This window comes from Leptospira weilii, from assembly GCF_006874765.1.
In the GTDB taxonomy this organism is placed as follows: Bacteria; Spirochaetota; Leptospiria; order Leptospirales; family Leptospiraceae; genus Leptospira; species Leptospira weilii.
The window spans coordinates 203,831-230,000 of the sequence record NZ_CP040841.1 but is presented as its reverse complement, the minus strand read 5'-3'; the positions used below and the strand labels follow the sequence as shown (position 1 = coordinate 230,000).

25 protein-coding genes (1 of these 25 only partly in view) are annotated in these 26,170 nt (G+C 40.9%); 12 read left to right on the top strand and 13 right to left on the bottom strand.

The window, feature by feature from the left end; genetic code table 11:
• The 9 genes from FHG67_RS20590 to FHG67_RS20550 all read left to right on the top strand — a co-directional run.
• On the top strand, nucleotides 1-1,384 hold the 3' portion of the coding sequence (locus FHG67_RS20590; protein ID WP_232423627.1) for a glycosyltransferase family 87 protein. Its footprint begins 2 nt before the window's first position; 1,384 of the gene's 1,386 nt are visible here — the last part of the coding sequence; the start codon is cut by the window's left edge — 1 of its three bases falls inside, at nucleotide 1; its stop codon occupies nucleotides 1,382-1,384.
• Nucleotides 1,384-2,526, top strand: a complete 1,143-nt coding sequence (locus FHG67_RS20585) for a glycosyltransferase family 4 protein (RefSeq protein ID WP_004500833.1) — start codon at nucleotides 1,384-1,386, stop codon at nucleotides 2,524-2,526. Before FHG67_RS20590 ends, FHG67_RS20585 begins: the two co-directional genes overlap by 1 nt.
• Nucleotides 2,527-2,530: 4 nt before the next feature.
• On the top strand, nucleotides 2,531-3,133 hold the full coding sequence (locus tag FHG67_RS20580; RefSeq protein ID WP_004500838.1) for an LIC20162 family protein: 603 nt from the start codon (nucleotides 2,531-2,533) through the stop codon (nucleotides 3,131-3,133).
• A gap of 219 nt (nucleotides 3,134-3,352) precedes the next feature.
• Nucleotides 3,353-4,741 (top strand): hypothetical protein, encoded by a 1,389-nt coding sequence (locus tag FHG67_RS20575; protein ID WP_004500870.1) that lies wholly within the window; start codon nucleotides 3,353-3,355, stop codon nucleotides 4,739-4,741.
• Nucleotides 4,742-4,812: 71 nt separating this feature from the next.
• The gene (locus FHG67_RS20570) at nucleotides 4,813-6,228 is read left to right on the top strand and encodes an MBOAT family O-acyltransferase (RefSeq protein WP_004500837.1); all 1,416 of its coding nucleotides are present in this window, start codon (nucleotides 4,813-4,815) and stop codon (nucleotides 6,226-6,228) included.
• A 13-nt stretch (nucleotides 6,229-6,241) separates the two neighbouring features.
• Nucleotides 6,242-7,402, top strand: a complete 1,161-nt coding sequence (locus FHG67_RS20565; protein ID WP_142499942.1) for an SGNH/GDSL hydrolase family protein — start codon at nucleotides 6,242-6,244, stop codon at nucleotides 7,400-7,402.
• Nucleotides 7,399-8,796, top strand: coding sequence for an MBOAT family O-acyltransferase (locus tag FHG67_RS20560; protein WP_010579235.1), 1,398 nt, complete (start codon nucleotides 7,399-7,401; stop codon nucleotides 8,794-8,796). Before FHG67_RS20565 ends, FHG67_RS20560 begins: the two co-directional genes overlap by 4 nt.
• Before the next feature lie 9 nt (nucleotides 8,797-8,805).
• Nucleotides 8,806-9,876 (top strand): DUF1574 domain-containing protein, encoded by a 1,071-nt coding sequence (locus tag FHG67_RS20555; protein WP_078125647.1) that lies wholly within the window; start codon nucleotides 8,806-8,808, stop codon nucleotides 9,874-9,876.
• Complete coding sequence (locus FHG67_RS20550) at nucleotides 9,873-10,217, top strand: nucleotide pyrophosphohydrolase (protein ID WP_010579233.1); 345 nt, start codon at nucleotides 9,873-9,875, stop codon at nucleotides 10,215-10,217. Before FHG67_RS20555 ends, FHG67_RS20550 begins: the two co-directional genes overlap by 4 nt.
• On the opposite strand, the gene FHG67_RS20545 is transcribed toward FHG67_RS20550, so the two are convergent.
• A complete protein-coding gene (locus tag FHG67_RS20545) occupies nucleotides 10,218-10,631 on the bottom strand; it encodes an ExbD/TolR family protein (RefSeq protein WP_010579232.1) in 414 nt (137 codons plus the stop codon). It abuts the gene before it with no gap.
• Nucleotides 10,632-10,633: 2 nt separating this feature from the next.
• The gene (locus tag FHG67_RS20540) at nucleotides 10,634-11,143 is read right to left on the bottom strand and encodes a MotA/TolQ/ExbB proton channel family protein (RefSeq protein WP_020984629.1); all 510 of its coding nucleotides are present in this window, start codon (nucleotides 11,141-11,143) and stop codon (nucleotides 10,634-10,636) included.
• A 769-nt stretch (nucleotides 11,144-11,912) separates the two neighbouring features.
• On the opposite strand from FHG67_RS20540, the gene FHG67_RS20535 reads away from it, so the two are divergent.
• From FHG67_RS20535 to FHG67_RS20525, 3 genes are all read left to right on the top strand, one after another.
• A complete protein-coding gene (locus tag FHG67_RS20535) occupies nucleotides 11,913-12,653 on the top strand; it encodes a ubiquinone/menaquinone biosynthesis methyltransferase (RefSeq protein WP_026054482.1) in 741 nt (246 codons plus the stop codon).
• A 154-nt stretch (nucleotides 12,654-12,807) separates the two neighbouring features.
• Nucleotides 12,808-14,874, top strand: coding sequence for an LruC domain-containing protein (locus FHG67_RS20530; protein WP_142499941.1), 2,067 nt, complete (start codon nucleotides 12,808-12,810; stop codon nucleotides 14,872-14,874).
• A gap of 43 nt (nucleotides 14,875-14,917) precedes the next feature.
• Entirely contained in the window at nucleotides 14,918-16,309 is a 1,392-nt protein-coding gene (locus tag FHG67_RS20525) for a PrsW family glutamic-type intramembrane protease (RefSeq protein WP_004500815.1), read from the top strand.
• On the opposite strand, the gene FHG67_RS20520 is transcribed toward FHG67_RS20525, so the two are convergent.
• The 11 genes from FHG67_RS20520 to FHG67_RS20470 form a co-directional block, all read right to left on the bottom strand.
• Nucleotides 16,292-18,391 carry a hypothetical protein gene (locus tag FHG67_RS20520; protein WP_085988572.1) on the bottom strand — a complete coding sequence of 700 codons (2,100 nt, stop codon included), beginning with the start codon at nucleotides 18,389-18,391 and terminating at the stop codon, nucleotides 16,292-16,294. The two genes, FHG67_RS20525 and FHG67_RS20520, sit on opposite strands and share 18 nt — an antisense overlap.
• A 107-nt stretch (nucleotides 18,392-18,498) precedes the next feature.
• Nucleotides 18,499-18,957 carry a TraR/DksA family transcriptional regulator gene (locus tag FHG67_RS20515; RefSeq protein ID WP_004495182.1) on the bottom strand — a complete coding sequence of 153 codons (459 nt, stop codon included), beginning with the start codon at nucleotides 18,955-18,957 and terminating at the stop codon, nucleotides 18,499-18,501.
• Nucleotides 18,958-18,974: 17 nt separating this feature from the next.
• Nucleotides 18,975-19,139 carry a 50S ribosomal protein L33 gene (gene rpmG / locus FHG67_RS20510; RefSeq protein ID WP_002625087.1) on the bottom strand — a complete coding sequence of 55 codons (165 nt, stop codon included), beginning with the start codon at nucleotides 19,137-19,139 and terminating at the stop codon, nucleotides 18,975-18,977.
• A 477-nt stretch (nucleotides 19,140-19,616) separates the two neighbouring features.
• Nucleotides 19,617-20,249, bottom strand: a complete 633-nt coding sequence (locus FHG67_RS20505; RefSeq protein ID WP_004503862.1) for a hypothetical protein — start codon at nucleotides 20,247-20,249, stop codon at nucleotides 19,617-19,619.
• On the bottom strand, nucleotides 20,249-20,974 hold the full coding sequence (locus FHG67_RS20500) for an LA_1694 family PerA/PerB upregulated protein (RefSeq protein ID WP_036075531.1): 726 nt from the start codon (nucleotides 20,972-20,974) through the stop codon (nucleotides 20,249-20,251). Before FHG67_RS20500 ends, FHG67_RS20505 begins: the two co-directional genes overlap by 1 nt.
• Complete coding sequence (locus FHG67_RS20495) at nucleotides 20,965-22,392, bottom strand: LIC10707 family hydrolase (RefSeq protein WP_004501578.1); 1,428 nt, start codon at nucleotides 22,390-22,392, stop codon at nucleotides 20,965-20,967. The genes FHG67_RS20500 and FHG67_RS20495 overlap by 10 nt, the downstream gene beginning before the upstream one ends.
• Nucleotides 22,393-22,410: 18 nt before the next feature.
• Entirely contained in the window at nucleotides 22,411-23,004 is a 594-nt protein-coding gene (locus FHG67_RS20490) for an LIC_10705 family lipoprotein (protein ID WP_004500826.1), read from the bottom strand.
• Nucleotides 23,001-23,675: a hypothetical protein gene (locus FHG67_RS20485; RefSeq protein WP_004500842.1), complete on the bottom strand. Its 675-nt coding sequence runs from the start codon at nucleotides 23,673-23,675 to the stop codon at nucleotides 23,001-23,003. The genes FHG67_RS20490 and FHG67_RS20485 overlap by 4 nt, the downstream gene beginning before the upstream one ends.
• An 11-nt stretch (nucleotides 23,676-23,686) precedes the next feature.
• Nucleotides 23,687-24,397 carry a hypothetical protein gene (locus tag FHG67_RS20480; protein WP_004500860.1) on the bottom strand — a complete coding sequence of 237 codons (711 nt, stop codon included), beginning with the start codon at nucleotides 24,395-24,397 and terminating at the stop codon, nucleotides 23,687-23,689.
• The gene (locus FHG67_RS20475; protein ID WP_004495192.1) at nucleotides 24,388-24,729 is read right to left on the bottom strand and encodes a hypothetical protein; all 342 of its coding nucleotides are present in this window, start codon (nucleotides 24,727-24,729) and stop codon (nucleotides 24,388-24,390) included. Before FHG67_RS20475 ends, FHG67_RS20480 begins: the two co-directional genes overlap by 10 nt.
• A gap of 294 nt (nucleotides 24,730-25,023) precedes the next feature.
• On the bottom strand, nucleotides 25,024-25,965 hold the full coding sequence (locus FHG67_RS20470; protein ID WP_004495214.1) for a bile acid:sodium symporter family protein: 942 nt from the start codon (nucleotides 25,963-25,965) through the stop codon (nucleotides 25,024-25,026).
• Nucleotides 25,966-26,170: the final 205 nt, after the last annotated feature.

Sequence of the window (26,170 nt, the reverse complement as noted above, 5' to 3'; positions counted from 1 at the left end):
GCAATTGAGAGACCGAAAAACTTGGATTCTTGTAGGAACCGTTTTGTTTTTCTTACTCCTCTTTATAAACGGAATCTCAAAATCCGGAAACCGCTCCGACTTCAGAGATTATTATAATGCTTCGGTTCGATTCACCCAAGGAAACAATTTATATAACTTGGATCAGATTGATGAAATTCTTGCGAAACTTCAATCAGGAGAAATTAAAATCGAAGAAGCTTTTAGTCCGAAGGTATTTTTACAACTTAAAAGTATGATGGAAGGGCTTGGCTCTTATATTTATCCTCCCACGTTTGCCTTTTTACTGATCCCGATTTCTTTTTTTCCGTATGAGGTCGCGTCCGCGATTTTTCTTACGTTGAATTTTTTGGCATTTCTCGGTTCTTTGTATATTATTTCTCTCCGTTTTCATAGAAAAGGACATCTTGTTTTTTGCGTTGTTCTTTGTATCCTCAATCTGCGATTTTTGGAAAATCATCAGAACAACAATCAAGTCGGTTTTATTCTGATCTTCTTGATCTTAGCTTCCGTTCATATGAATAAGGATTGGTTATCCGGTTTTTTACTCTCGCTGGCGCTTGTGATTAAGTTGACTCCGGGAGCCTTTGTTCTTTTCTTTCTGATGCAAAAACGTTATCGGGCAATTTTTTATACGTTTGTATTTACGTTATTTTGGATTTTTCTTCCCTGTTTGTACGCTCCTTCGTTTACGATTGAAATGACTTTAACTTGGAAACAGTTGATTCTTGACAACTATCTAAGATCTCCTCTATTTCGAGCTTGGAAAAACAATCAAAGTTTAAACGCAACTCTTGCGAAATACTTTCTCAGCTATGCGGATATTCTGAATCAATCCAGGCTCGGGTATCCTCTCCTAGAACTGAGCGAATTGGTCGTTAAAGGAATGTATTCCGTTTTTTCCCTGATACTTGCGATTCCGTTTTTTTGGAAAGTATTTGCAAGGCGAAACGCGGAATCTGCCTTGGGTTGTCTGTTCGTTTTTTCAATCGTCTTCAGTGGAATTTCCTGGGTGCACGCCTTCGTTTTTCTTTTATATCCTTCCGCGATCTTATTGGATCGGGCTTGGTCTTTTGCGGAGTGTTCGATTTTACCCTTTTGGAAGGCGAATACGGACTCTTTTTCGAAAAAGAGTCTATATTCTATAAAAAGAATATTTAGAAATGATAAAGTGTCTTTTTGTTTCATGGCGGGCTCTGTTTTGATTTTTCTTTGCAACCGTTCGATTATCGGAAGCGTAATCGAGGAGAAATTGATGATGGCCTCTTATCTTTTATACTTCGCCATTTTTCAATACGTCTTGCTTTTGTTCGCTTTGAAGTATGAACCTGCGACTCGGAATAAACATGAATACGACTGGAACTGATGCCGATCCGAACCAACGAACTTAAATATAAACCTAGAGTGGGTGTGGATGTTCGCCCTCTTGCTTATGGGATTACCGGGAACTCCAGATATCTCGCGGAAGTTTTAAGAAGATTGATTACCAATGAATCTCCTTTGGAGTATTATCTTTATTCGAACAAACCGATTCATACAGTATTTTATGATATTCTTTCAAACGTAAATTCCCGTTTTTTTATGACCGGTAAACTTCCCGGATTTGCCTGGTTGAATTGGACGATCCCTAAACGGATCAGAAAGGATAGGCTGGATCTTTTTTGGGGAACTCTTCAGCTGCTTCCTCTGTCTTGTGGAAACGTTTTAACCGCCGTAAACTATCACGATCTCAACTTTCGCTCTGCGCCCCAAACGATGACGGCCGCAAATCTTTGGCAGCATAAGATTCTTTCGCCGAAGACGTTAAACAGGGCCGATCTTGTGTTCTGTCTTTCCGAAAACACTCGTCAAGACATCCTAAAATTCAGGGCGGATCTAAGCCCAAAACTGAAAGTTGTATATCCCGGAGTGGAGTCGTTTCCTTCCGTACGTGAGCCTCTGCGTCAACTTTTTGGAAATTTTTTATTTACCATTGGAACTTTGGAACCTAGAAAAAATTTGAGAACTCTGATCGATGCGTATCGAAAACTCAAAAAACAGAATTCTTCCTATCCTTTCTCTCTTGTGATCGCCGGTCGTTTGGGTTGGAAGTCGGAGGATTTAACCCAACTTTTAAAGGAAGGAAGTCTGGAATCGGAAGGAATCGTTTTTATGGAAAATCCTACGGATGAGGTTCTTGCTTGGCTTTATCGAAAATGTTCCGCTTTTTTATTCCCCTCGATTCATGAGGGTTTCGGTCTTCCTTTGTTGGAGGCGCTTCGAGAAGGAAAGGTTTGCGTCGCTTCCGATATTCCGGTATTTCATGAAATTTTGGAGCGAAAGGTGGACTTATTCGCGGAACCTTCGGATGTAGATGCCTGGGTTTCTTCCCTGTCGGAGTTACAACATAAAAAATTGCAAAGACCTTCCGTTTGGGATGCGTCTCAGTGGACCTGGGATCTGACCGCGAAAAAAATCGAAGAAGGTTTGATCGACCTCTGGAAACATAGAAAGGAATTGTACCACTAAGAATATGAAACAGAATGAAAAAAAAATTTATTCGGGGTGGGAGCTTTTAAACGCAAGCGAAGTTTCTTCTGGAACCCCGATTCGTCTGAGAATCAATCCCATTCCTCCGATTTTTGGAACTTTAGTCGTCTTTACGGTGTTATACGGTTGTTACTTAGGAGGGGAAGTCTCCGCTTTTTATCTTCAAAAGTTTACGGACTTTCTTCTCATTCCCAAAGTGCTGAATCTTCCGATTTTACAGGACCGTAAACTTTATTTGACGGTCGGGTATCTTGCTTTCGGTTATATCGGTTTTGCTTTTTTTTTGGATTGGGTTCGTTTTATCGAAAGGACTTGTTTGACAGCGGTTTTTCTCAAAGGGGATATTCTTTCCTTGGAAACGAGAGGCCTTTTCGGAAAGAACGTATTTCGGTGGAATTGCAAACAAAGCGGAATTCAAATCGTACACAAGACCGGTTTGTTCAGAAAGTTTTTCGGTTTGGAAAGAATCGTGATCGTTGCTGCCGATCTAAGATCCGAAGGAAATAACTCCGAATTCGGTTTACATTCTCCGTTTTTCTTTCGGGCTCAAAATCGAAACTTGATTCGAGGTTTATTTAAGAATTAGAATTTTAGAATATGTTTTTTCTAAAATTATGGCTTTCTTAGCGAAAATCCAGTTTCGAGGATGGATGCTTTAATAAAAGTTCCGTTTTTAAACGGAGTGATTTGAAAATAAAACGACCTTTTTTAAATTTGGTCGTTTAACTAACAAGGGTTTGTTTCGAAAAGTTTTCAACCCTTTCGTTTCGATGGACAATTGTGTAAAAGACGGATTGAATTACAGATGATTTTCAGAAACGCTCTTCAAAATAAAATTTTTTTCGGATTTCTGGTTCTATTTGTCTTTTCAATTTTTCTTTTCGATCTTCGGTTTCTTTCCAGGCACTACGACTGGGACGCGATTGTCTACGCATACAATATCAATTCCGATCTTACTTGGAGAATTTTCTATAATCCTCACCATCTCGGTTTTGAAAGTACCGGTTATCTCTATCTCAAATTTTGGCGGGAATGGTTCGGAAAGGAATCGGTGATGTTCGGACTTCGTCTTCGTATTTTGGGATCGGCTCTTTTTTTTCTATTTTGTTTTATCTGGATGTATCGAAAAATTTATTCGGACACGTTAGGCGCCATTTTATTGGGTCTGGCTGTCCATTTCTCTCAAGGATTTTGGTTTTACGCGCAACACAACGATACGCCTCTCATTCATTCCTGTCTGATCGCGGTTTTATATCTGTTCTGCGTTTATTTTGCTAAAAACGGGCATTCGCCGATTTCTATCTTTACACTTTTTGTGCTTCAACTCTTCGGAGTGTATTTTCATCAATCGGATATTTTATTTTTACCCTTGGTGCCGATTTCAATTCTATTTTCCGGAACTTGGAAAGGGAAAGAGTTCGGTTTTGCTTGGAAATTACGATGTGCGTTCGTGTATTGTTTTCTTCTCGTGGGGGCTCTTACTTTATCCTATCTTTACGTGGGTTTCATTTTGTTGAATCGAAATCTTTCTTCTCCTTTGGACAGCGAAAGGAATTTTGCGAACTGGCTTTTTTTGTACGCGACTAAGGATAAATGGGGAAATTCTCCCGAAGCGAAAAATTACGTGATGAATTTTTATCGTGGGATCGGAGACGCGTTTCTCAATTTCGAAGGAGTGAAGAACGGTTTGAGAATTCGTCCCCATTCTTGGGACAATAGGGAATCTTTGCCTTACAATCTCAATCTCGCGTTTTGGATTTTTATCTTTTCTTTTTTTCTTTTAAATCTTAGGAAAGTATGGAGACGTTTCCGAATCGAAACGGTTTTACTTGCATTCTGGCTCGTTCCTTCAATTCTCTTCTACACTTGGTGGGAAGGTTATTTTTTCGAATTTTGGGTTGGGACATCGATTGGAATGATTCTACTCGCAGGTTTGACTTTGAAGTCTTTAGAGTTTCGAACATTCGCGTTCGGAAGTAGGGCTTTTTATCATTCGTTTTTTTTTGTTTGGTGTCTTCTTTTATTTTTAGTCAATTTTTCGTTTTCCACCCTTCCCCGTTCCTCTAAAAAAACGGTGAGTTATATCGAGGGGATCGAATTCAAACTGGAATCTATTCTTCCCGAAAAGGTTTATCTTTCCGAGTCGGAAAAAACGGGTGTTTTTGCCGTGGATTCCGGATTGCCAAATCCGTAAATTGAAGTTGTAAGGATATTCTGCCTTGAAAAACTGCTCTTCAGATCTTTAAGATCCGATTTAGACGAAACATGCTTTTTAACTCGCTTCACTTTCTGTTTTTCTTTCCCGTTGTACTCGTCATCAATCATTTGCTCAAGGGGAAGATCCAAAGAATTTTTCTTCTCGGAGCCAGCTTTTATTTTTATATGTCCTGGAGAAAAGAATTCATCATTCTTTTGCTCTATTCGATCGTTATCGATTATTTTGTTTCTCTCAAAATCCAAACCGCGGCTTCCGGTTCAAAAAAAAGAAAAATTTGGCTTTTGTTGTCCCTCGTTACAAATCTGGGATTACTCGCTTACTTTAAGTATACGAACTTTCTTTTAGGGGTTGTGAACGATCTTACTCCCGTCGCCGGATTTAAGTTTGCGTATTACGATATCGTTCTTCCCGTGGGGATTTCTTTTTATACGTTTCAATCTTTAAGTTATACGATCGATGTGTATCGAGGACAAATAGAAGCGAAAAAATCCTTTTTAGATTTCGCTCTTTATGTTTCCTTCTTTCCTCAGTTGGTTGCGGGGCCGATTGTTCGCGCGCAGACGTTCTTTCGGGATTTGGAATTTCCTCTTCCGGTTCAAAAGGAAGACATACAAATTGCGTTTTGTCAGATCCTTATCGGGTTCACACGTAAGATTGTTTTTGCGGACAATCTCGCAAAGGTCGTGGATTCCACATTTGCAAATTATGCGACTCTCAATCCGATTGAAATTTGGACCGGAGCGCTCGCATTCGGTTGGCAGATTTACTTCGACTTTGCGGGTTATACGGACATTGCAATCGGTGTGGCGCGTCTTTTCGGATATAAGTTCGATCCGAACTTTAATTTTCCCATGGTCGCGAGAAACATCACGGATCACTGGTCTCGTTGGCACATTTCTTTTTCCACTTGGATTCGGGATTATATCTTCATTCCGCTTGGGGGATCGAGAGGAACGGCCCTTCTAACTTACAGAAACATTTTCATCACTTGGTTTTTTGCCGGAGTCTGGCACGGGGCGGCGTATCATTTTATCAGTTGGGGAGTCTGGCAAGGGGTTATGATTTTTGCACATAGGGAATATGCCAAAACAAAGATCGCCACCTTACTGAACGAAAAGGGAGGATTTGTCTACGATATCTGCGCTAGAATTTTTACGATGTTTTGCCTAACGTTTGGGTTTGTCATGTTTCGCGCTGAAACAATGGAAAAAGCCGTTTCCATGATGAAATCTCTTCTTTTTTTCGGTTCGGAAGGGTTTGTGGGGGTTAAGCAGTATTCGAACTATACCTACGGAATTCTTTTGTTCTTTTGTTTTGTGGCCTCCTATATATTCGCAAAAAATAATATAGAAAAAATCGTTTTAAGTCGATGGAAGTTCGTTCTATTCTTCCTCGCAAACGTCTTTATGCTTTTGGTTTTCGGTATTACGGAAAGCCAGAGTTTCCTCTACTTCGCGTTTTAGGAAAAGATCCGTTATGAAAGAATACCTTGCATTTTTCAAAGACCCCAAATTTTGGATTCCGGTCTTAATTCTGATTTTTTTAGAAACTGGGATGCAGTTCGGTTGTTACCGACCTTTTTTAAAAAAGAATTCCTATGCGGCTAACGTCTTGAGAATTACGAATCACGTTCTTGATAAACGAAAAGAATTGGATCCGGATGTTTTGGTTGTCGGAACATCAGTAGCTTATCAGGGTTTGTCCATTCCGATGCTAAACAGGGAACTTGCCCCCTTAGGTAAAAAGATTCAATCGATTGCGATTCCAGGGACGGAGTTGATCGTCCAGGACTTAGCGGTTTTGAAAACTCTTCCTCATTTCAAAAACGTAAGGACCGTAATCCACGTATTCGAGATTACGACTCCTTGGGTTGGCCAAAAGTTTTTGAACTTGCATACGCTTGCGATGATTTCCGAATTTGATCGTTCGAAAGTATATCCTAGAATTTACGATTTCGGTTACGACGTAAACACGGACGATCTTATCTACATCACTTTGAAGTCGATCGCGTATAGAAGGGATATTCAGGACCTGATTTTAAGTCCTTCCAAAAGAATCAAAGATATAGGGAAACGTTTTAAAAAAGAGAATCATCATCCTTGGGACTACGAAAATTCTTATCGAGAAAAGATCAGCATGTATCCAATTGCGGACGTTCCCGATTGTGTCGCAAAGACCAACCCTGCCAACGGTCTTCCGATTCCGGAAGGTTCGGATCGATTTCATAAAAAGGCGATCTTCGATACTTGCATCATTGCAAGTAATCCGCTGACTCATGCGAACGAAGACGAGGTGACAAAACAATACTTCGATCGACTCAAAATTCTTCACGACGAAATTCGAAGAATCGGAAAGGAGAACGGTCAAGACATTCGGATCGTCGGGGTTGTTGCCCCTTACAGCCAGCTCATTCAACAATGGAGACTTCCGGAAAGAAACGAGGTTTGGAAAAGGGAACTCGCAAGAATTTATCCTTACGATCCGATTCCGTTACTCGATTACCAGGATATTTTGGACGGTCCGGATAACGGGGACTATTATTATGATTTGATTCACCTCAATTCGATCGGGATGCAAAAGTTGACGATTGCATTTGCAAAAGATTTAAAAGCTCTTCTCAAAGAGGAAAACAAGTGATCTTTACCTCTACTCTCTTTCTTCTGTTCTTTCTTTGTGTTTATATACTTTATTGGGCTTACGACGGAAAAAACTATAGGGAATGGGTGATCGTAATCGCTTCTTTGGTTTTTTACGCGACTTGGAGTGTTCCGTTTCTATTTCATTTATTAGGAATTCTTTATATCAATTATTTGGCGATTCGAAGTTTGTTTAAAAGGAAAAGTCTCGGAGTTTTAAGGGCGATCGTCGTTTTGGATTTGATCAACCTTGGCGTTTTTAAATACTTCTATTTTTTTACGGATAACTTCTACGTTTGGACGGGCTGGAGCTTTTTAGACCAGAGAAACTTCGGGTTTCAGATTATTCTCCCACTTGCGATCAGTTTTTATACGTTTCAGATCATAGCGTTTGTCGTGGATGTCTATCGCGGTAAGATTACGAACGATTGTGGCCTTTTTCGGTTTGTTCTGTTTATCCTTTTTTTTCCTCAGCTGGTCGCAGGGCCGATTATGAGGCACCAAGATTTTTTCCCGATCTTGGATAAGGTAAGAATCAAACCCTCTTACGTTTATGCGGGTTTGTATCTTTTGGGACTTGGAATCGCGAAAAAGATTTTAGTCGCCGATAATATTGCATCTTTGATAGATCCTGTGTATCGGAACCCTTCCGAATACGACGGTCATTCCCTTTTCCTAGCCGTCCAAGGATTTACTTGGCAAGTTTATTGCGACTTTAGTGGTTATACCGATATCGCTCGAGGTTGTGCTTTTCTTTTGGGTTTTAACATTCCTGTAAATTTTCGTGCTCCGTTTTTCGGCCAAAACGTTCAAGATCTTTGGAGAAGATGGCACATTACTCTAGCCACGTGGCTTCGGGATTATATATATATTCCGCTCGGGGGCTCTAGGGCTTCGGAGCCCAGGGTATATCTGAACTTGATCATAACGTTCACGTTAGGCGGCTTTTGGCACGGGGCCAGTTGGACTTATGTGGTTTGGGGGTTCTGGCATGGCTTATGGTTGGTGATTGATCGGCTCATGGATCGGATCGGTATTCCTAAATTACCGGAAAAAGGATTTGTGTGGTGGCTCATTCGGGCCTTTATTGTGTATTCGATTTTTATGATCGGTGCCGTGTTTTTCCGATCTCACTCTTTGGCGGACGCTTGGTATATCTTATTTTATGGAGTCCAATGGGTAACCGAACCTTCGAAATTGGTTTTGAGAACCGATTTACTCGTTCCTTTTTTGGTCGCGGGGATTTTACTCCACACTTTGGAATATTTCGAAAAAGGGCTTCGGTTTTATTTTAAATATCAGAAAATTCTAATTTCCGTTTTTCTAATTTTATTGGTACTGCTTCTTTCCAATTACGCGGGTAAGGGTCAGGACTTTATCTATTTTCAGTTTTAAGGAGGGAGAATGAGCGCTCCAAAACGACAGAACTTGATCCCTTTGTTTCGTAAAAAACTGTTAACGGTCCCGCTTTTATTTTTTATTTTCGCTTTTTCTTTGGATCGTCTTTTGTCCTCGCAGTGGGTAAGGCCCTACACCGAAGCCGGGGCGGAATATTACTTTTATGAAATAAAAGACAAAGTACTTGCAGCTTTAATCGAAGAGAAATCCACCGCGGAAACGGACAAAAAAGTTCTGATCTTTTTCGGAACTTCTCACATGGGAGAATTTTCTCTCGATACGATCCGCAAAAAAAGAACGGATCTGATCGTGTATAATTTTTCCGCTCCCTCGGCTCCTTTTTCGTATCATAACTATAATTTTGAAAAGATACTTTCCGCGGGAATAAAACCGGACTACGCGATTTTGGAATTCTATCCCGATTCTATGACCGATTTTTGTAATCGTTATCCCCTGCGTTATTCTTACGATCTTTCCTATTTTCTACGTTATGCGAACGAGTTTTCTACAAACGATTGGGACACGTTTTTGAGATCCAGAGTTTTTAGAACCACTGTGTTCCCTCCGAGGTTCAAGGAAGCGATGGCAAGGATCAAAGATCCGCATTCCAAAGATACGATGCTTAAGATTCGAGATCTTCTGATGAACGAATCGGATAAATTCAAAGGAGGAATTCCGAATGTATTGTTGACGAATACTCCTCCCGAAAAATTAGAGGAGGAATCTGAAAAGTACTACAACGACGTTTATCGTTATATCAGGATATCTCCCGTGCAGAGAAAGTTCCTGTTTCAGTTTTTGGAAACCGCGGAAAAAAACGGAGTCAAAGTGGTACTTTGGTCCCCTCTTCTTTATGAAGGATTGGAAAAGAGGGTGAAATCCGCGGAGTTTTATCCTACCTGGGAGAAACTCCATAAACAGATTATATCAGAATTTAAGAATGTATATTCCCTGGATATGAACGATTTTCGTACTGAAGTGAAATGTAGAAAGTATATTGATTCTCATCATTTAAGTGGGGGTTGTTATCCCGAACCTACGGCAATTTTGATTGATCGATTGGACGTACAAAGATGAATGAAAACGAATTGTCTCTTAGCCAAGCTCAGAAAAAAGTAGACGAGTGGATTTCCGATTTCGGGGTTCGGTATTTTTCGGAACTCACGAATCTTGCGATTCTCATGGAAGAAGTGGGAGAATTTGCGAGGCTGGTGGCGAGAAAATACGGGGATCAATCTTTTAAAAAGGGAGAGGATCCGGAAGGAATTTCCAAGGAAGTGGGAGATATTCTTTTTGTACTGATATGTCTTGCGAACCAAATGGAAATTTCTCTGGAAGATGCATTACGCGCCACTTTGAAGAAAAACACTGAAAGAGATAAGAGTCGTCACAAAGAAAATCCGAAACTTCGGTCCTGATCACTCTTTCTTGATCGCGAGATGAAGTTCCTTCAGATTCGAACTTTTCAAGCTGTTCAATACGAATACGAACTTTCCGTAACCGACGCTTTCGTCCCCGTAAATCCACACGACTTGATTTTGAAATTCTCCTTTGGAGACGATCTGTTTCCAATCGGCTTCCGTAAAGTCTAACGCCGCATAACGTATATTTCCGCTTTTTAAAAGAAAGATCTCTTTTTTAATCCCGCTTCTGCCGATTTCCGCCTTTGCTTTAGGAAGAACTACGGGTAAGGAATGAACTTCTTTTTGGAAACTCATTGCGACCATAACGAAAATTAAAAGAATAAAAACCACATCCAACATACTCGTCATATCGAGAGGAGAGTCGTCTCCTTCTAAAAGGTTTTTCCTTTTTTGCGGATTCTTTTTCATTTCTAGATTTTTATCGCATCGGCATTTTTGTTGTCGATCGAAGATTTGAGTTCTATTTCCGTTTTATGAAGTATAATTTTGAGATATTGAAACCCGAGAACGGAAGGAATGGCCACGCATAATCCTTGGATCGTAGTATTTAAGGCAAGTCGAATTCCTTCGGAGAAAATTTCCAAACTTACCGTGCCTGCGTTTTTCATCTCTTCGAAAGCGACCGAGATTCCGATTACGGTTCCGAGAAGTCCGAGCATCGTAGCGATTCCGGCGAGATTTCGAATCCAAGAAATCATCGTTTCCGGAACAAAAAATTCTCTCCGAAAAAATTCTTCTGAATCTTCGAGGATGGATTTTAGTTTGTTTTCGTTTGGATCGTTATCTTGGAGTCTCGAAAGAATATTTTTTTTGAGGATCGGAAGAAAAGTACGAACTCTGATAAAAAGTCCAAGATTGACGAAACTTACGATTAAAATGAGAATTGAAACCCATCCTCCTTTTGCAAATAAAACTTCCACAAAACCTCCGAGAGTTTAAGAACAGATTGTCATTCCCTTCTCGTTTGTCATTCTAATCTTTCAGCTCTATTACTCATCTCTACATAATAGAGTGTCTAAAATTCTGCGTCTGAACATGGGATTTGTGCTCAAATTAAGGGTACTCTATTTTATAGGGATCAGTAGGTGATACCGCTTTCTTACAGTTGGGAGTTATAAAACTGATTCCCAAGACGATTTCTCTTGAGACACTCAGCGCATTCGAAAATAAATTTACTAAAAATGAGAACACGGGTCAGTAGAATGAAACTCAGCACGTTGCTTCCATATCATAAACAATCCCATAAATTAAGAAAGCTTTCGGGATAATAAGAATCAAAAACTGATATTTTTCAAGTGTTCCGACAAGAATGAGACTTTTTACTTGCCAAAAGTATGATTTTCTGATAGAGAAAAATCTCCCGAGTTTTCCCGCCTCCAGGCTCAATGATTTGCTCCCTACGGGTCGCTCATCACCCACCACCCAAAAATCAGGGCGGGGCCGAGCCTGTTTCACGGAGGATTTGTCGGAATTCCGACAGATTTATCTTCGGATCCAAGTATTTGTGGGTAAGGTTATGGCTCCCGTATGGGTCGCAACGTGGGTCAACCTCCTAGACAAGGCCAGAGTAATGGCTAAATCCTAGCCACTCACAACTCGAAACGTCTATGAGAGATTGGTTCGTAATCGGATTTCTACAAAAACACTTCTTGCCATTAGCAAACGCTTTCAAATCATTTCATTAAAGTTATGTCGGAATTTCAGATGCCTCATGTAGATACCAAAGCGGGTTTTGTTCGAGAGAACTTCAACAAGATCGCGAATAAATACGATCAATTCAACGATTGGAATAGTTTTCTGCTTCATCGGATTTGGAAAAATCAGCTGGTTCGTGAAATTGAAGAAAATCTTTCCGACCGTTTACATGTGATGGATCTTTGTTGTGGAACTGGAGATATTTCAGTGCGCTTGGGAAATTCTCTTCGGGTCCATCATATTACCTGTGTGGATTTTTCAGAAAACATGCTCGAAATCGCAAAAACTCGTCTGAAGAAGCAAATTGAAAAGGGTCGAGTCAGTTTCGAGATAGGAGATGCGACAGAACTCAAAAATTTTCGGGACTTTCAGTTTGATGCGGTTTCAATTGGTTTCGGTCTTCGCAACGTGGACGATCTTTCCAAAGCGGTTAGGGAAATTCTCAGAATTTTAAAACCGGGGGGATTGTTTCTCAATTTGGACGTGGGTAAGGTTAAAAATCCTTGGATTCGTTGGATCGCAGATTTTTATTTTTTTAAAATAGTTCCAATTCTCGGTTATATTCTTTGGGGCGGGAAAAACGAGATGTTTGATTATCTTCCAGTTTCTTCCCTTGCTTATCCGGATCAAGAAAATCTAAAGTCAATTCTTGAAAAACTGGGTTTTCAAGAGGTACGATATAAAAATTTTGTTTTCGGAAATGCCGTTTTGCATATCGCAAAGAAACCTCTTTGATTGAAATACATAAAAATTACCTAAAATTGCATTTGAATGCCCGAAAAAAACTTTGTTGAAATCTAAAAATCTCCTATAATTCCCTCTCCGAATAGTATTTAAGATTGAATACGATTCGTCTTTTATTCTGACTATAAAAAGGGATATGGGGATTATGAAGAAAATTCTAATATTATTGATTGTTTCGAGCGCTTTGGTTATCGGCTGTAGTCATAAAAAAAAAGGAATGTTATTTCCATTTTTGGCCTTATTGAATCAGGATACGAGTGCGGCGGGGACTAAACCCGAAACGAGCGCGGGAACCGCGACGGCTTCTAACGGAGGGGCGGTCGTAATTGTGGATAATGCAGGAAGTGGAAGTAATTCCAATTCTACTACACTTTCCAATACCGGCAGTCATTCTTCTTCGAATGCTTCCAATCCTTCTTCCAATTCTCAATCTTCATCGTCTTATTCGTCGGGAAACGATTCCTCCGGAAGTTCTAATTCTTCCTCCGGAGATTCTGGTAGTTCCAGTTCTACCACAGGATCCGGATCGAATAGTAATTCCTCTTCGGGAAATGATACAAATACGAATACGGGAGGAAGTTCCGATTCGTCCGGATCCGATGTTGGATCTGGTTCTAACAACAGTGGTTCCGAATCTTCTACAGGAAACGGTACAAATGCAAGCTCCGGTTCTTCTGCAGGAACGGATACAAGCGCAAACTCCTCTTCGGGAAGTGATACAAATACGAATACGGGAGGAAGTTCCGATTCGTCCGGATCCGATGTTGGATCTGGATCGAACAGTGGCTCCGGATCTTCTACGGGGAATGGTACAAATGCAGGTTCTGGATCTTCTACGGGGAGTGATACAAATGCAGGCTCCGGTTCTTCTGCAGGAACGGATATAGGCGTAAATGCGGGTTCTTCTGTAACTCCGACTCAGGAAATCACAGGTGTGATTACCGTAAACGACCAAATAGGCAGTATTCCTTTTACGTATAACACAGTGCAGACGATTCCTTTGAATTTAATCGTAACAGATAAACAATCCAAGCCGATCTCCGGGGCGACCGTAATCGTTTCCGATAACGACGGACATATTCTTTTTCAAGGAATTTCAAACAACGTAGGGAAAGTTTCCGGAAGTATTACCGTGGAAACTGCTGTAGGTCAGATCACACTTGAAATTACGGCAGGGGGAGAATCCATTTCCAACATAATCAATCTGATCAACGTAGTCGGAATCAATCGAGAAATTAAGTACGAGATCTTATTACCGGTTGTGACCGTTCCAGTTGACTCGGATAAAGACGGGGTTCCGGATATATTGGATGCGTATCCTCAGGATCCTACCCGCTCCGCTTTGATACGGATTCCTGCGGAAGGTGTAAGTACAGTAGCGTATGAGGATTTGTATCCGAGCGCAGGTGATGCGGACTTAAACGATTACGTCCTTCATATTCACAACGAAGAAGATTTGAATACTGCGGGAGATGTGATTCGTTTGAGAGGAACCTATCAACACGTAGCCCGAGGCGCCGGGTACAAACATACATTCTTTTTAAAACTTCCCATATCCATAGGAGCTACGTTTTCGAGAAAAGTGGTAAGGGAAGACGGTAAAGTAGTGACGGAGTTGACCACCAAAACTGTCTCCGCATCGGATCTCAATCAGGGAATTCAAATTCACGAAGAATCCAATAAAACTACATCGAATCCTAACGTAAATCCGGGCGGAGTCTACAAACCGGGACATATCGCCACGATCGAAATCGTATTCAACTCTCCGGTGAAAAAGTCGGCTCTTGGAATTTATCCGTACGATATTTTTATCAAAGTGACCAATACCGGGAAAGAAATTCACTTTCCGGGACTTTATAAAAATTCAAACGGAACGGATAAGTATTTAGATTCCAACAATTTTCCTTGGGCCATTTTGGTTCCGGGAGCTTGGAAATATCCATACGAGGGTTTGGATATTCGTAAGGAAACCCAAACGGGTTATAAAGAGTTTAACCTTTGGGTGGCTTCGAATGGCACGTCTTATAAAGATTGGTATAAACACATCACGAATCAAGCAAAAGTGTTTCCGGTTCCGGATGAAGATTCCGAACTGATGGGATTTTTGCTGCATTCCGTGAAAAAGAATGCAATCCTTGTAGCGATCTTACTGATAAGTGCAGGCGCAATAGCCGCGTATATTTTGAAAAGAAGAACTCTTTCCCGAGTTTAACCGATTAAAAGAAAGCGAGTATATTCCGATACTTTAAAGGAATATGCTCCTTTACTTAAAATTGGAAGGACTCTTAATCGCCTTTTTGAAGTTCGGCACGGCAGTATCTGCCGCCGGATTTTATTGGTTTTTTTATCGCAACACGTACTACCATCCGAATCGAAAGAGTTTCGATTTCTCGGCGATCTTCTGCGGAATTTTAACCGTGGGTTTGGCAATCTTTCCGGAAATATTCGTAAAACAGTATATAGACGAAAACTCTTATTTCGAAAGAGCCTTCCAAGGTAGTTCTCTTTTGGAGGAAATTCCGAAACTGATCGTCATCCTTTGGTATTTCAAAGGACTGAAAACGGTTTATAACACTTCCGACGGAATCTATTTCGGGCTTACATTAGGCGCTTCTTTCGGACTTCTGGAGAATTTTCTCTACGCTCCGATTTTGGACTTTTGGCCCTTGTTTTTAAGGGCGGTTACTTCCCTGCCGATTCATACGTTTACCGGAGGAATTTACGGTTTTGCGGCGATGGAATACTATCATTCCAGGCCCTCCTCGTTTGATTTTTTGGGAGTCCTTTATAGTCTGTTCGGATGCTTTTTGTTACACGGAACGTTTAATTATATTTTGCTTATAAACGGAAATTTTATGATTTTACTTCCGTTTATTCTTGCGGCGGGGTTTTTTGTTTTGGAATATTTACTCACAATTTCCCAAAATATTCTTCCGATCGAAGTTCTGCAGGCGATCGGATTGTTTAGCGACGATTATCAGGTGATTTCCAGATTCACCCGTTACGATTCGTGGATGCGTTCCAGTCAAAGTCGGAACCAAAAAGCCGATCCGATTCCTTTGTTTCGACAACTTTCCAAAGGAAAAATCTTCGTATCCGTTTTTCTTTTATTAATTCCATCTTTATTATATTCTATTTATTTAAATTTTCCGGAAAAAATCCCTCTTCTTCTCGGAGGAATTCGCACTTCCGAATTTATCGGACTTTTTTTGATTTATCCAATCTGGCTCAGTATTTTGATTCTTTTTAGGGGAATTTTCAATCCTAAATTCTTTCGGGAAAGGGTTCTCAAAATCCCCTTGTTTATCGCCGTATCTATCGTTCAAGAGGAAAGGGAATATTATTCCTTGGCGTATTCTCTTTCTAGGAAAGGATTTTATTCTCCGATCGAAAAGACGCTGAATATAGGAGATCGTGTTTACGTGACTTTTTACGTGGCGGGTAGGGAATTTCCTGGTATTCTTGCGATTCCCGTTTGGTTGAACGTGAGAGAAGGCGATCCTGAGTTTGCATCCGGCGCCGTTTTTATTTTCGTGAATCCGCCTTGGAAACTTCTTTTTTGGAGATCATTGGTGCGAGTGAAACAACAATTTCAGAATCTGATTCATCAAATTGCACATCCGGTCGGTTCATCTCACTCGGTTTAGACCGTCGAAGTTTTCCGCAAAGATACCGAATTCTTTTACATGGATTCCAAAAAAAGAATCGGAAAGAATTTCTGCCTTCAAGTATTTGGCGTTATCCGGAACGGTTAAACCGACCGTGCTTGTGTTCGTAAATAAGGGCAAAGTCTTGGATTGGATTTCGATCCAGTCCGATCCGAGAAAGGACCACCGGACATAGATCTTATCATTCTTGGAAAGTTTTTTCTCTTGAGGAATGAAGGCTTTCAGACGTATCGGAGCTCTACTTGCTAAAACCCAGGTCGCACCGGAGGAAAATTCGTGATAACGAATCCCGTTTTGAATCAGGTTTTGCCTTTTAGCCATAATTTGGTAGGACTTTAATTCCGTATAACGGAACTCGGGTCCGCGTAGATTCGGTGCAATTCCGATTAAAGTATAAGACAGAGAAAAAGAACCGAGAAGTAATACGAAAAGGTTGAATCCCGCTACGACAGCTTTGTGCAATTGTCTTGTTTGAGGGAAAGAGGACGTAACGAGCCAAAGGCAGAAGAAAGCGGCCGTTCCGTTACTTCCAATCCAAGGCATAAAGAAGATCGATATCGGCAGAAGTAGAATCAGAATTTTCCAATGATCGCGTAACGCGATTTCCAAGCCGATCCATGTTAAGAACACGAGAATTAAAAAGATCCCTCCGTCATGTAATAAAAAAAGAAAGGAAGGAAGTCCGAGTTCCCGAATTCCTCCAGGCGGCACTGGATTTGTGGATCTAGAATCAATCCAATTGAGGACAAAACTTCCGGCGCCATTGCCTATCCAAATCGATTGTTTGGCCCAGTTCCACGCGGATCTGGTTTGGATCCATCCCTCTCCCCAATAAAGATCCAAAAAACGGGCAAGATTGCCGTTGGGGCTACGATAACTTTTAGTCCAAGTTTGATAAAGTTCCTGCCAGGGTTCGAATGACCAAGAAAATGATCCCATCCATAAGATCAAAATCGTGAAAACGATCCATACGATCGTACAAACCGGAATGTACGATAATTTCCACCAACGGTTTCGGATTTTGGAAAAAGCTGTAACGGAATATCCGTATATCAAAAGGGTAAAAAATAAAATCCAGGAACCTGCGCTGAAATGTTTTCCTAAAACCAAAAAAGGAAGAACAAGCCCTAAGCTCAAAACGATCTTCGTATGGGAACGCCAGCTTCTGGAATGAAGATAATAAAAGAAATACGCAATTAAAAGAGGGAAAAGCCAATTGAGAGAACCTGTATCGGCAAAAAAGCCGGAAACGGAATAATAGGCCCCGACCATAGGAGTGAAGGGAATCACGGAATGTCCGATGAGTCCTTGAATTAAGAATAGTATAATATTTAAAAATACTCCCGCAAAAAGCCCCTGTCTCCAATACTTAACGGGGGAATCGCTTTCGTGAGAGGACGATTCCTCTGCAAGAAAATAAAGAACGGCGAGCGTCCAGGAACCCAGAAAATCCAGGCTAAGACCGAATGCGTATCTTGAACTGATTCCCGGCAAATAAACAGTATCTAAAATACCGAAACCTTTGAACGGAGGCGCATTGAAATAAACGAAAAATCGTTCCAAAAGAAGCAGTGTGAGAAAAATCAAAATTCCAGTTTTAGGGTTTTGATGGAATGGTAAAGATGATTTGTAAGGCCGGTTGATATAAAAAAAACGGAATATAGGATCCTCTTCGTTTACCGTTTGTGTATGAAAAGTGGAAATATACTGTCTCAAAAAAATTCCGAAAGTCGCTCCTGCGAAAAGTCCGCTCAAAGAGTTGAACATTGCGGTTTTCTCATAGAGCAGTCCCGGTAGAATAAGAGCTCCCGCCATCGTGAACATTCTTCCGGGTTTACGGTGATAGAGATTAGGTATAAATCCGAAAAGAAATTGAATCGTTCCGATAACGATAACCCCTGCTCCTTCCGTTTCTCTAACGAAAAGAAAACTTCGGAACAAAATGTAAGAAAGGACGGAACAGAGAATGAGCCCGAAAAACGTAGGGGTACGAAGGAGCTTTAGTCTATTGAATAATCCAGACACGAATAAAGAGGATTTTGGAAAAGATTCAGATTTCAATCGAAAAATGGCTGAAAATACGGCTCCCGAGAAATCGGAAATTCTTTTCTTTTTTCAAAAAGCAGTATTAACTTAGATGATGAATAGGGGCGGAAAAAAATTGAGGTTCAGTCGTCCATCGAATCCATATCGGATGGAATTTTATATGTACCCGTAAGGTTTCCCGCGTTATTGCTCTTTCGGGAAAAACCCTTACTTTTCGAAAGAGTTTCCGCGTATTCTACGGTATAACGGGTCCAGGGAATCGCTTTGAGACGTGCGATCGGGATTTTTTTGCCTGTTCCTTCGCAAACTCCGTAAGTACCATCCTCGATTTTTTCTAATGCGGCATCGATTTCGCGGATCGTTTCTATCTCCGCTTCGGAAAGAACGGAACTCAAAGTTTCTTCGTTGATTTCGGACGCGATGTCCGCAATATCTCCCATTTCTTTGAGACCGGAAGGCCTACTGTTATCTTCCCAATGGGCGTATTTTTCCAGGAGGGCGTTTTTTTTCTCGTGAAGGAGCTCGGCGATTTCTTGGAGAGCTTTTTTATCGTATGCCGGAGCTGTTTTTTTTGCAGTCATCCTAGTACCTAGAAACCTTAGACCTTGGTTTCCTTGTATTCGGTGTGTTTTCTACAAAATTTGCAGAACTTTTTAGTGACCAATTTTTCCGTTTTAGCCTTTTTGTTCTTGGTGAGGAAATAGGTGCTTTTTCCCTTGGAACAGCCTGGTTCCTGACAAACGAGCTTGATAATTTCTCTCATGGCGCTAATGTCTCGATTTCAATAAATTTCTCTCAGTAGACGGAAATAACCCGCATTTTCAAGTCCAACTTTCTCTGAAAATTTGAAAATTAGGCTTAAAAAAGCCCTACTGGAGGTTGTTCATTGTGCTAGAAAATGGGAAAGGGCTTAAAAATCAAGGAGGATTAAAGAAAATTCCCGAAAAAGAAAGAATTTTTTGAATGGTAAAATGAATCGACTCCAAAGTTGAAAAGGATTTTGGAATAAAGAAATAAAAAAGATCAAAAAAGGATTTTTGTAAGAGTTCCAACATTTCAAGTGGATTAGATTTTACTCATCTCTACATAATAGAGTGTCTAAAATTCTGTATCTAAACGTGGAATTTGTGCTCAAATTATCAGTAGGACTTTACATACATTACAAACCACTACTTTCTTCTTCGGCGGCTCGTTCCCGTAAAAGATTCATGGTTGAATAAAAGATATTTTGTTCTATTTTTCAACGACAATCGGAGTATCGAATTCCCTTATTTTGTGTCGTTGCTTCCACTGAAATGGATTCGGTTTTTGAGAGTTCTCGCAGGTCGGGGAGCGTGTTTTTTTCGCAAATCCAATTTGCGGTGTTTGTTTGAACGTTCAGATTTCCGCATCCTCCTATAAAACTCAGATTGCGCCAAACCAAAACCTCCAGATTTTGAAACGGAATCTGTTGCGGTATTCCTTTAGGGGTGGGAATGATTCCGATCTTAAAGGAATTCTCCCCTTGATGAAAATGATAAAACCATTCGTATTCCGTAATGTTCGAATTTCCTTCTACTCCGATCGTATCCGGAATCGATCCCAAAGTCAGTGAAAATACAACGTTAGTCTCATTGTCCTGCACATTTCCGGAGATCAGATCGAGATAGTCTACTTCCGATCCGGGAGTATTTAAAAAACCGGCTTTGACGTCTCCGTTCGTATCGGTAAAACTCCAAGGATTTGTATAAGTTTGCGGAAAACAGGAAAAACTCGTCGTGGTTAAAAGTAAATACAATGCGTAGTTTTCAGCAATCGGTTCTTCGATCTTACTACCGGTACAATCCGACAAACAAAAAAGAATCAAACTTTGAAATAGTATTTTTCGAATCACTAACGACTCCAAGGACAGATCGGATATGCGGAGCCAATTTGGTACGCACAAGTGATTCCTCTTAAAAACGTTCCGTTTTTGATATTTTGTGTGAGGTCGATCAAGCTGACGCTGAAGTTCAAATCGTTCTTGCAAGCCGCGTCGGTTGTCGGGATCAATGCAAGTTCCGCTTCTATACTGTTCAATCGGGACAATTCCTGAGAGTTGAGCAATCGGGAAAATTCTCCCGCGATAAAAGGGTTTGTTTCCAACCCGAGATCCTTACAAGTCTTTTGATTGGTAAATTGAAATTGCGATTCTACATTAGCCCCGTCGAATCCGAAAGAGTCCTTCCATAACATGGACGCGGGTGTTTGCAAGTTGGAATATTTTACGAATAAGGGCGCGGTCCCGGCCGCGCAATTCGGAAAGTTGATGCTGATAAACGTGAGATCGTCCCTTCTGTTTTGCAGAATCGTAGACGTTTTGATATTATTGAAGAAATCGAGATTGCACGATTCCTTTTCGACTTCGTAACAAGTTGTGATTGTTCCGCTTGCGATCCGAGTATTGACGAGACAGGCCTTGAGTTGGGGCATTTCCCGTCTCGGAATCGTCTGCAATTGACTTTGAACTAACGCCAGTTGCAAACTCGGATTGGATTCATTTTCTTGAATACAATAAAATAGGAATATAAAAATCCAGAACCCGCTCGATAAAATTCGTTTTCGGAGATTCACCAGCATTTTCCGGTAAATATGCAGATCAAAATTAGAATGTCGATCGGCGTAGGTTGAACTTCTACCGGTTGAGGTGGTTCTTCCTCGGGCAAAGGAATGACCACGGTATCGTCTCCGGGAATCGAGACCGCTCCGTTATAATGCGGCGGTCCGTTTTTAAGAGAGTTATGCCAATCGAGTTCCATTACTTTTGCCGACATCGCTCTCGCCCAAACCGTGTAGCCAATGTAGTTCAAATGCCCAATCTGATCCTGGTATAACCAAGGATTGGCCACCCAACAATGACCGAACTCAAAACAATCCCTCTGACGTATAAAAAGATGATACATAGGAAGAAAGCGAACTTTTCCGTATTTGCCGTTTACTTCCGCCGCCGCTTGTTCAATGGCGCCTTGGGAAAAATACATTCCTAAACTAGTCACCATACTGACATTATTTTTGATCGTGTGCAACCAAAGCCAATACCAATCGTCCTGCATGGTGGGCGAGGTTCCCGCATTTTTGATTTGTATACAAAGAGCTTCCAACTCTTCCACGCCGGTTTGAATTTCGAGATTGGCGATCACGCCGTTGTACGCTTCTTTGATATAAAGGATCGCATCTACAAATTCGGTATGCAGCTGATCCAAATCGATCGGCATATAAAGCAAAGCGAGCCATCCGGCGGGAGGCAAAAGCGCCAATACGGCGGCCTCTTCTTCTTCACGCATCGCTTTCTTTTGTTCCGTTTGGAGTTGACTCATGTTATAACTGAAACCTCCGTCCGGTTGGGTTGTCATCGGCGCGAAATATTGATTCGTATTTCCTAATGTTGGACTGTAGGAGAGATTGGGAAAGTTTCCCATGACGAGAACATCTTTGTTGCGCCTCGGATTTCTCAATTGATACAGAATGGATTTGGTATTGTGAGCGACTCGTTCTACCACGGAGCCGAACTTCCAAGGCATAACGGTCAAAAGGAGCGCGTTGTGCCAGAAATCGTTTCCTCCGATTTCAAATGCTACGTTAGGCGCCGTTTTGAAATTGATACGTCGTTCATATCGATCTGCGCATGCCGCAATCAAGTCATATACGCTTTTTGTTGTATATCCTCCGATGGCCAGATTTTGCACGTTCCATTCTACCCCAAAGTTCATGAGGGTCAGATATTTGTCCCAACCGAAATGTCCATAAGCCGGTTCGTCCACAAAGTCTCCTAAGCTATCCCCATACAAGGTAAGAAAGGTCTTATTGGGTTCAAAGGATTCCGAATGGTTATCATCGAATTGTGTGTTGCAATTGTTATCTTTGACTAGATGATCGTATGTATGATTTGTATCCGGAAACCAAAACTTGAAGGCGTTTTTGTCTGCAAAAATAGGAAAACTCCATAATAAAAGTATAATGATCGAAAAATATTTTCTAGCGTAGTTTATTCTTAACATTTTCTAACTCCTTTAATATCAATGAGCATTCTTTGGATCTGGCGATGTTGGCGTTGTAAAAGTTATTGTTCCTTTTCCAAAAATTGTAGTCAGTTTTATAAAAAAGTCTGATCTTTGCGGCGGGAGTGGAGGAGTTTGCAAACTTATAAATACATTTTCAAGTTGTCCTGGCAATCCAGAATCATCATCAGCTTTAAATTCTATTGGACTCGTTCCACACTTAGGAGTCGTAAGTTTAACTTCTTGTCCTGGATTTTCTTGAATTACAAAGGTGAATAATCTTTCTTCTCCCGCCGGAGCCGATTGTTGAAACCTTGCCCTATTATCAAAAAGATACGTGTCCCCTTCTTCCATAAATCTCGTATACGTTCCGGGTTCTAAGATGGGAATTTGATCCGTTGGCGGACAAAATTGATTGAGATCGAGATTGGGAAGAATAAAGAAAAACGCATATTCTCGAATGAACTCGTTTCGATAGTCACCGGTTGATCTTGTTTGCGGGTCGTTGCAGTTTAAATAAGCGATTGCGCTTAAAAGTAATATTTGTTTTAGCATGAGACCTCTTCTGAAATATTCATCTTTTAAAATATGTTTGGATAACGCGCGGATCATAAGGATTTCACTCCGCGTTTGATGAGTTCCAGATTGACCTTTTGTCGGATTGAGACCGCCTTTTCACGAGCCATAATTAAAAAGGAAATAGGAACTCCGTCCGGAGTATTTCCGTAATCGATTATAAATCGAATCATAACCAAACTCAGGGTAAAGTTTTCCCGAACTTTGACGAGCTGAGGAACCGTCATGTTCGGTAGATCGTTTTCCACCTTGCCGTAAAAAATGTCCGCCGCCTGACTTTCTTGAAGTAAAATTTGTTGTTCGGTTCCGTACGTAGGGGTCGGATAGGATTGACCTTTCAGTTCAGCCTCCACTTTCGCTTCCAATTCGGTGTCGGTTAACGGTCTGTTGAAAAGCACGTCTCTCGAAGCCATGGAGGATTCCTTTACGAATTTCTGATCCAATTGGCCGTTCTCGCTCATCAAACGAAATGCTTCTTCGATAGCGAGACGTTCGTTATCCGAAATTGCGGGTAACGTTTCTAATGGGGAATTTGCGGGAGGAGTCTGAATTCCCAAGTCGGCCGAAGTGTAAGGGATTACGTTGGATGTAAATAGAGGCGGAACTTTACCGGAATTCGATTTTATACAATCGGCGAATGCGGCCAAAAAAATTATAAAAACGGAATATTTAACGATTGGAATGTTTTTGGATCGGTCTTTGTTCATGCTTCATTTCCTCAAAAAGTTTGTGTGATTCCGAATTGAACCGTGGAAATTCCTGAAAAGGGCGATTTAGGATCGAAAACCTCGCCGACGGATTTTAATTCTCTGCCTTGAATTTGCAGGTCTTTGTAGTTTTCGTTTCTGCCGAAACGAACGTAGGCCTTGATCATCGTGAACGCGAAAAAACCTATCGTAACCGCCGCGAGGACTTGGTATCTTGTATAAGAATTTTGGAATGTTTCTTTTTCCCTGTGGTCGAATCCGGAATAGGCGTTTTTTAGGGATTGATTTTGCCGGTTTGCATCCGCGTAAGCCGTGGCGGTGAGGAGGAAAAGTCCGATCTTGATCCAGAACGTATAAGAATCTTCGAACTGTCCGCTCGTTGCGACGTCTTCCCGAGGAAAACCTCTCCACTGAGTGTCTGCGGAGGCGTTCCAATAAAGAAGGGATTCCCAGCCGCTTCGAAACGAAGACGAGTTATTTATCTTTTTATAATATTCTTCGGATATGAAATCGGTGACTTGGTCTTTCGGAATTTTTTTACCGATCTTGGAATTTCGGATAAAGTAAAAGTCCCGAAATTCGCTGACTTCTCCCGACAATCCCGGCCCGTTATTCAAAAGAAGAATTCCGTTGCGAAATGTGGAACCGCTCTGATTTTCCGAAAATAAACTCGCGGTCGTACAACCGACAAGTAGGATACAAACGACGCTTTTCAAAACCATCGAATGGCCTCGGCGTCTATCTTTGTTTCTTTTTGTCGGTTACCGATTTTTTCTTGAAACAGAATCCATTTCTTTCCGTTCTCTTTACGAGTCGCATAAGAAAAGAATTGGATTCTTTTGCCCTTCAGAAAGTCGGGCGGGTGCGGGAGAATTTCCGCGGTTGAAAGTAATTCTTTTTTGTTCGCATTCTCTTTTGAATCCCCGCAGTCGGATTTTGCACGAACCCACACGGCTTCGATCGGTGGCTTTTGAAAGATTTTGTAAGCAAATAAGAAATTACAGAGGATTGAAATTCCCAGTAAAATCAGAAAAACTCTTTCCTTTCTTTTCATAGCATATGTTAAAATAACGTTATTTTAACATATTTCTGACTTTCATTTTTTAATTCAAATAATTTAACATAATTTATGTTAAATTATAATTTGGATTTAAAATAAAACAATTGGTATTTTCATAATTTTTAATTCTGTAATGCGAATATTTTAGCAAAACAGATCATACGAATGTTCTGTCAAATGTCGGAATTCCCACAACTCTTCAGAGGTTAAGAAAGTTCCAAATCTGCGTTTTACATATTACATATATTCGTGGAATCGAATCTAACTGTGGGTTCGGAAAGAAGCGAGTTATTCTTCCGGCGTCCGTTTTCTCCAGAATGCCGCAAGTAAACTTCCGATCAGGGAATGCACGAGACTGGAAATCGCCGCTGGGATTGCAACCAACGGATCCTGAAAATTATTTCTGGAAAGAACAACTCCCAAGCCTGAGTTCTGCATCCCTACTTCGATTGAGATCGTTCGGGATGTTTTTTGTTTTCGAATGAATAACCAGGATAAAAAGTAACCGAACAAAAAGCCTGAAACGTGCAGGCTGATTACTGCGGCGATCAGGATTTCCGCAGATCGGAGAATTTTATCTCTACCCGCTCCTAAGATCGAAGCGACGATCATTGTGATCAGTAAAACGGCGGCGAAAGGAGATACGGTCTGAATTTTTTCGGAAATTTTTGGAAGATAAAAATTGAGCAAAATTCCAAGTACTGTCGGTAAAATGACGACTTGAAACGTGTCCAAGAACAATCCGCTCACGGAGGCTTCGACGCCTCTACCGATTAAAAGGAGAGTAAGCAACGGAGTCATAAAAACGGAAAGAATTGTCGAAGATGCGGTCATGGATACGGAAAGGGCCAGATCTCCCTTTGCAAGATAGGAAATAACGTTAGACGCAACACCGCCAGGACAACAAGAAACGACAATGAGTCCTGTCGCGAAAGGAGTCGGTAGACCGAATAAGATTCCGATTCCCCAGCCTGAAAGCGGCATCACAGTGTATTGTAGGATTACTCCCAAAAAAACGGGAATCGGTGTCTGAAAGACGTTTCGAAAGTCTTGGGGTAAAAGTGTGATTCCCATACCAAGCATCGTAAAACCGAGACCGTAAGTAATCCAAATTCCGGCAAACCAGGTAAACCATTCAGGAAAGAAAAAAGAAAGAACCGATCCGGTCAAAACCCAAATCGGAAATAACAATGTGCCGATTTCTCCGATTTTTTGTAGTTTGTTTCTCATTAAATTTTGATTACAGCTTTTTCTAAATTCTAAGTTTTCTATTATACTTCAAGTCGTTCGAAAACTTAGAATTTTGTTTCGGAGCTCAGTTTCACACTTTCTATTATGGACTTTATATACAAGTATTTGAATGTTCACAGAGAATTGTCGTATTTCCGCGACTGTTTTATTTTCAAACCCAGATAATTTTTGAGCGGAATTACGC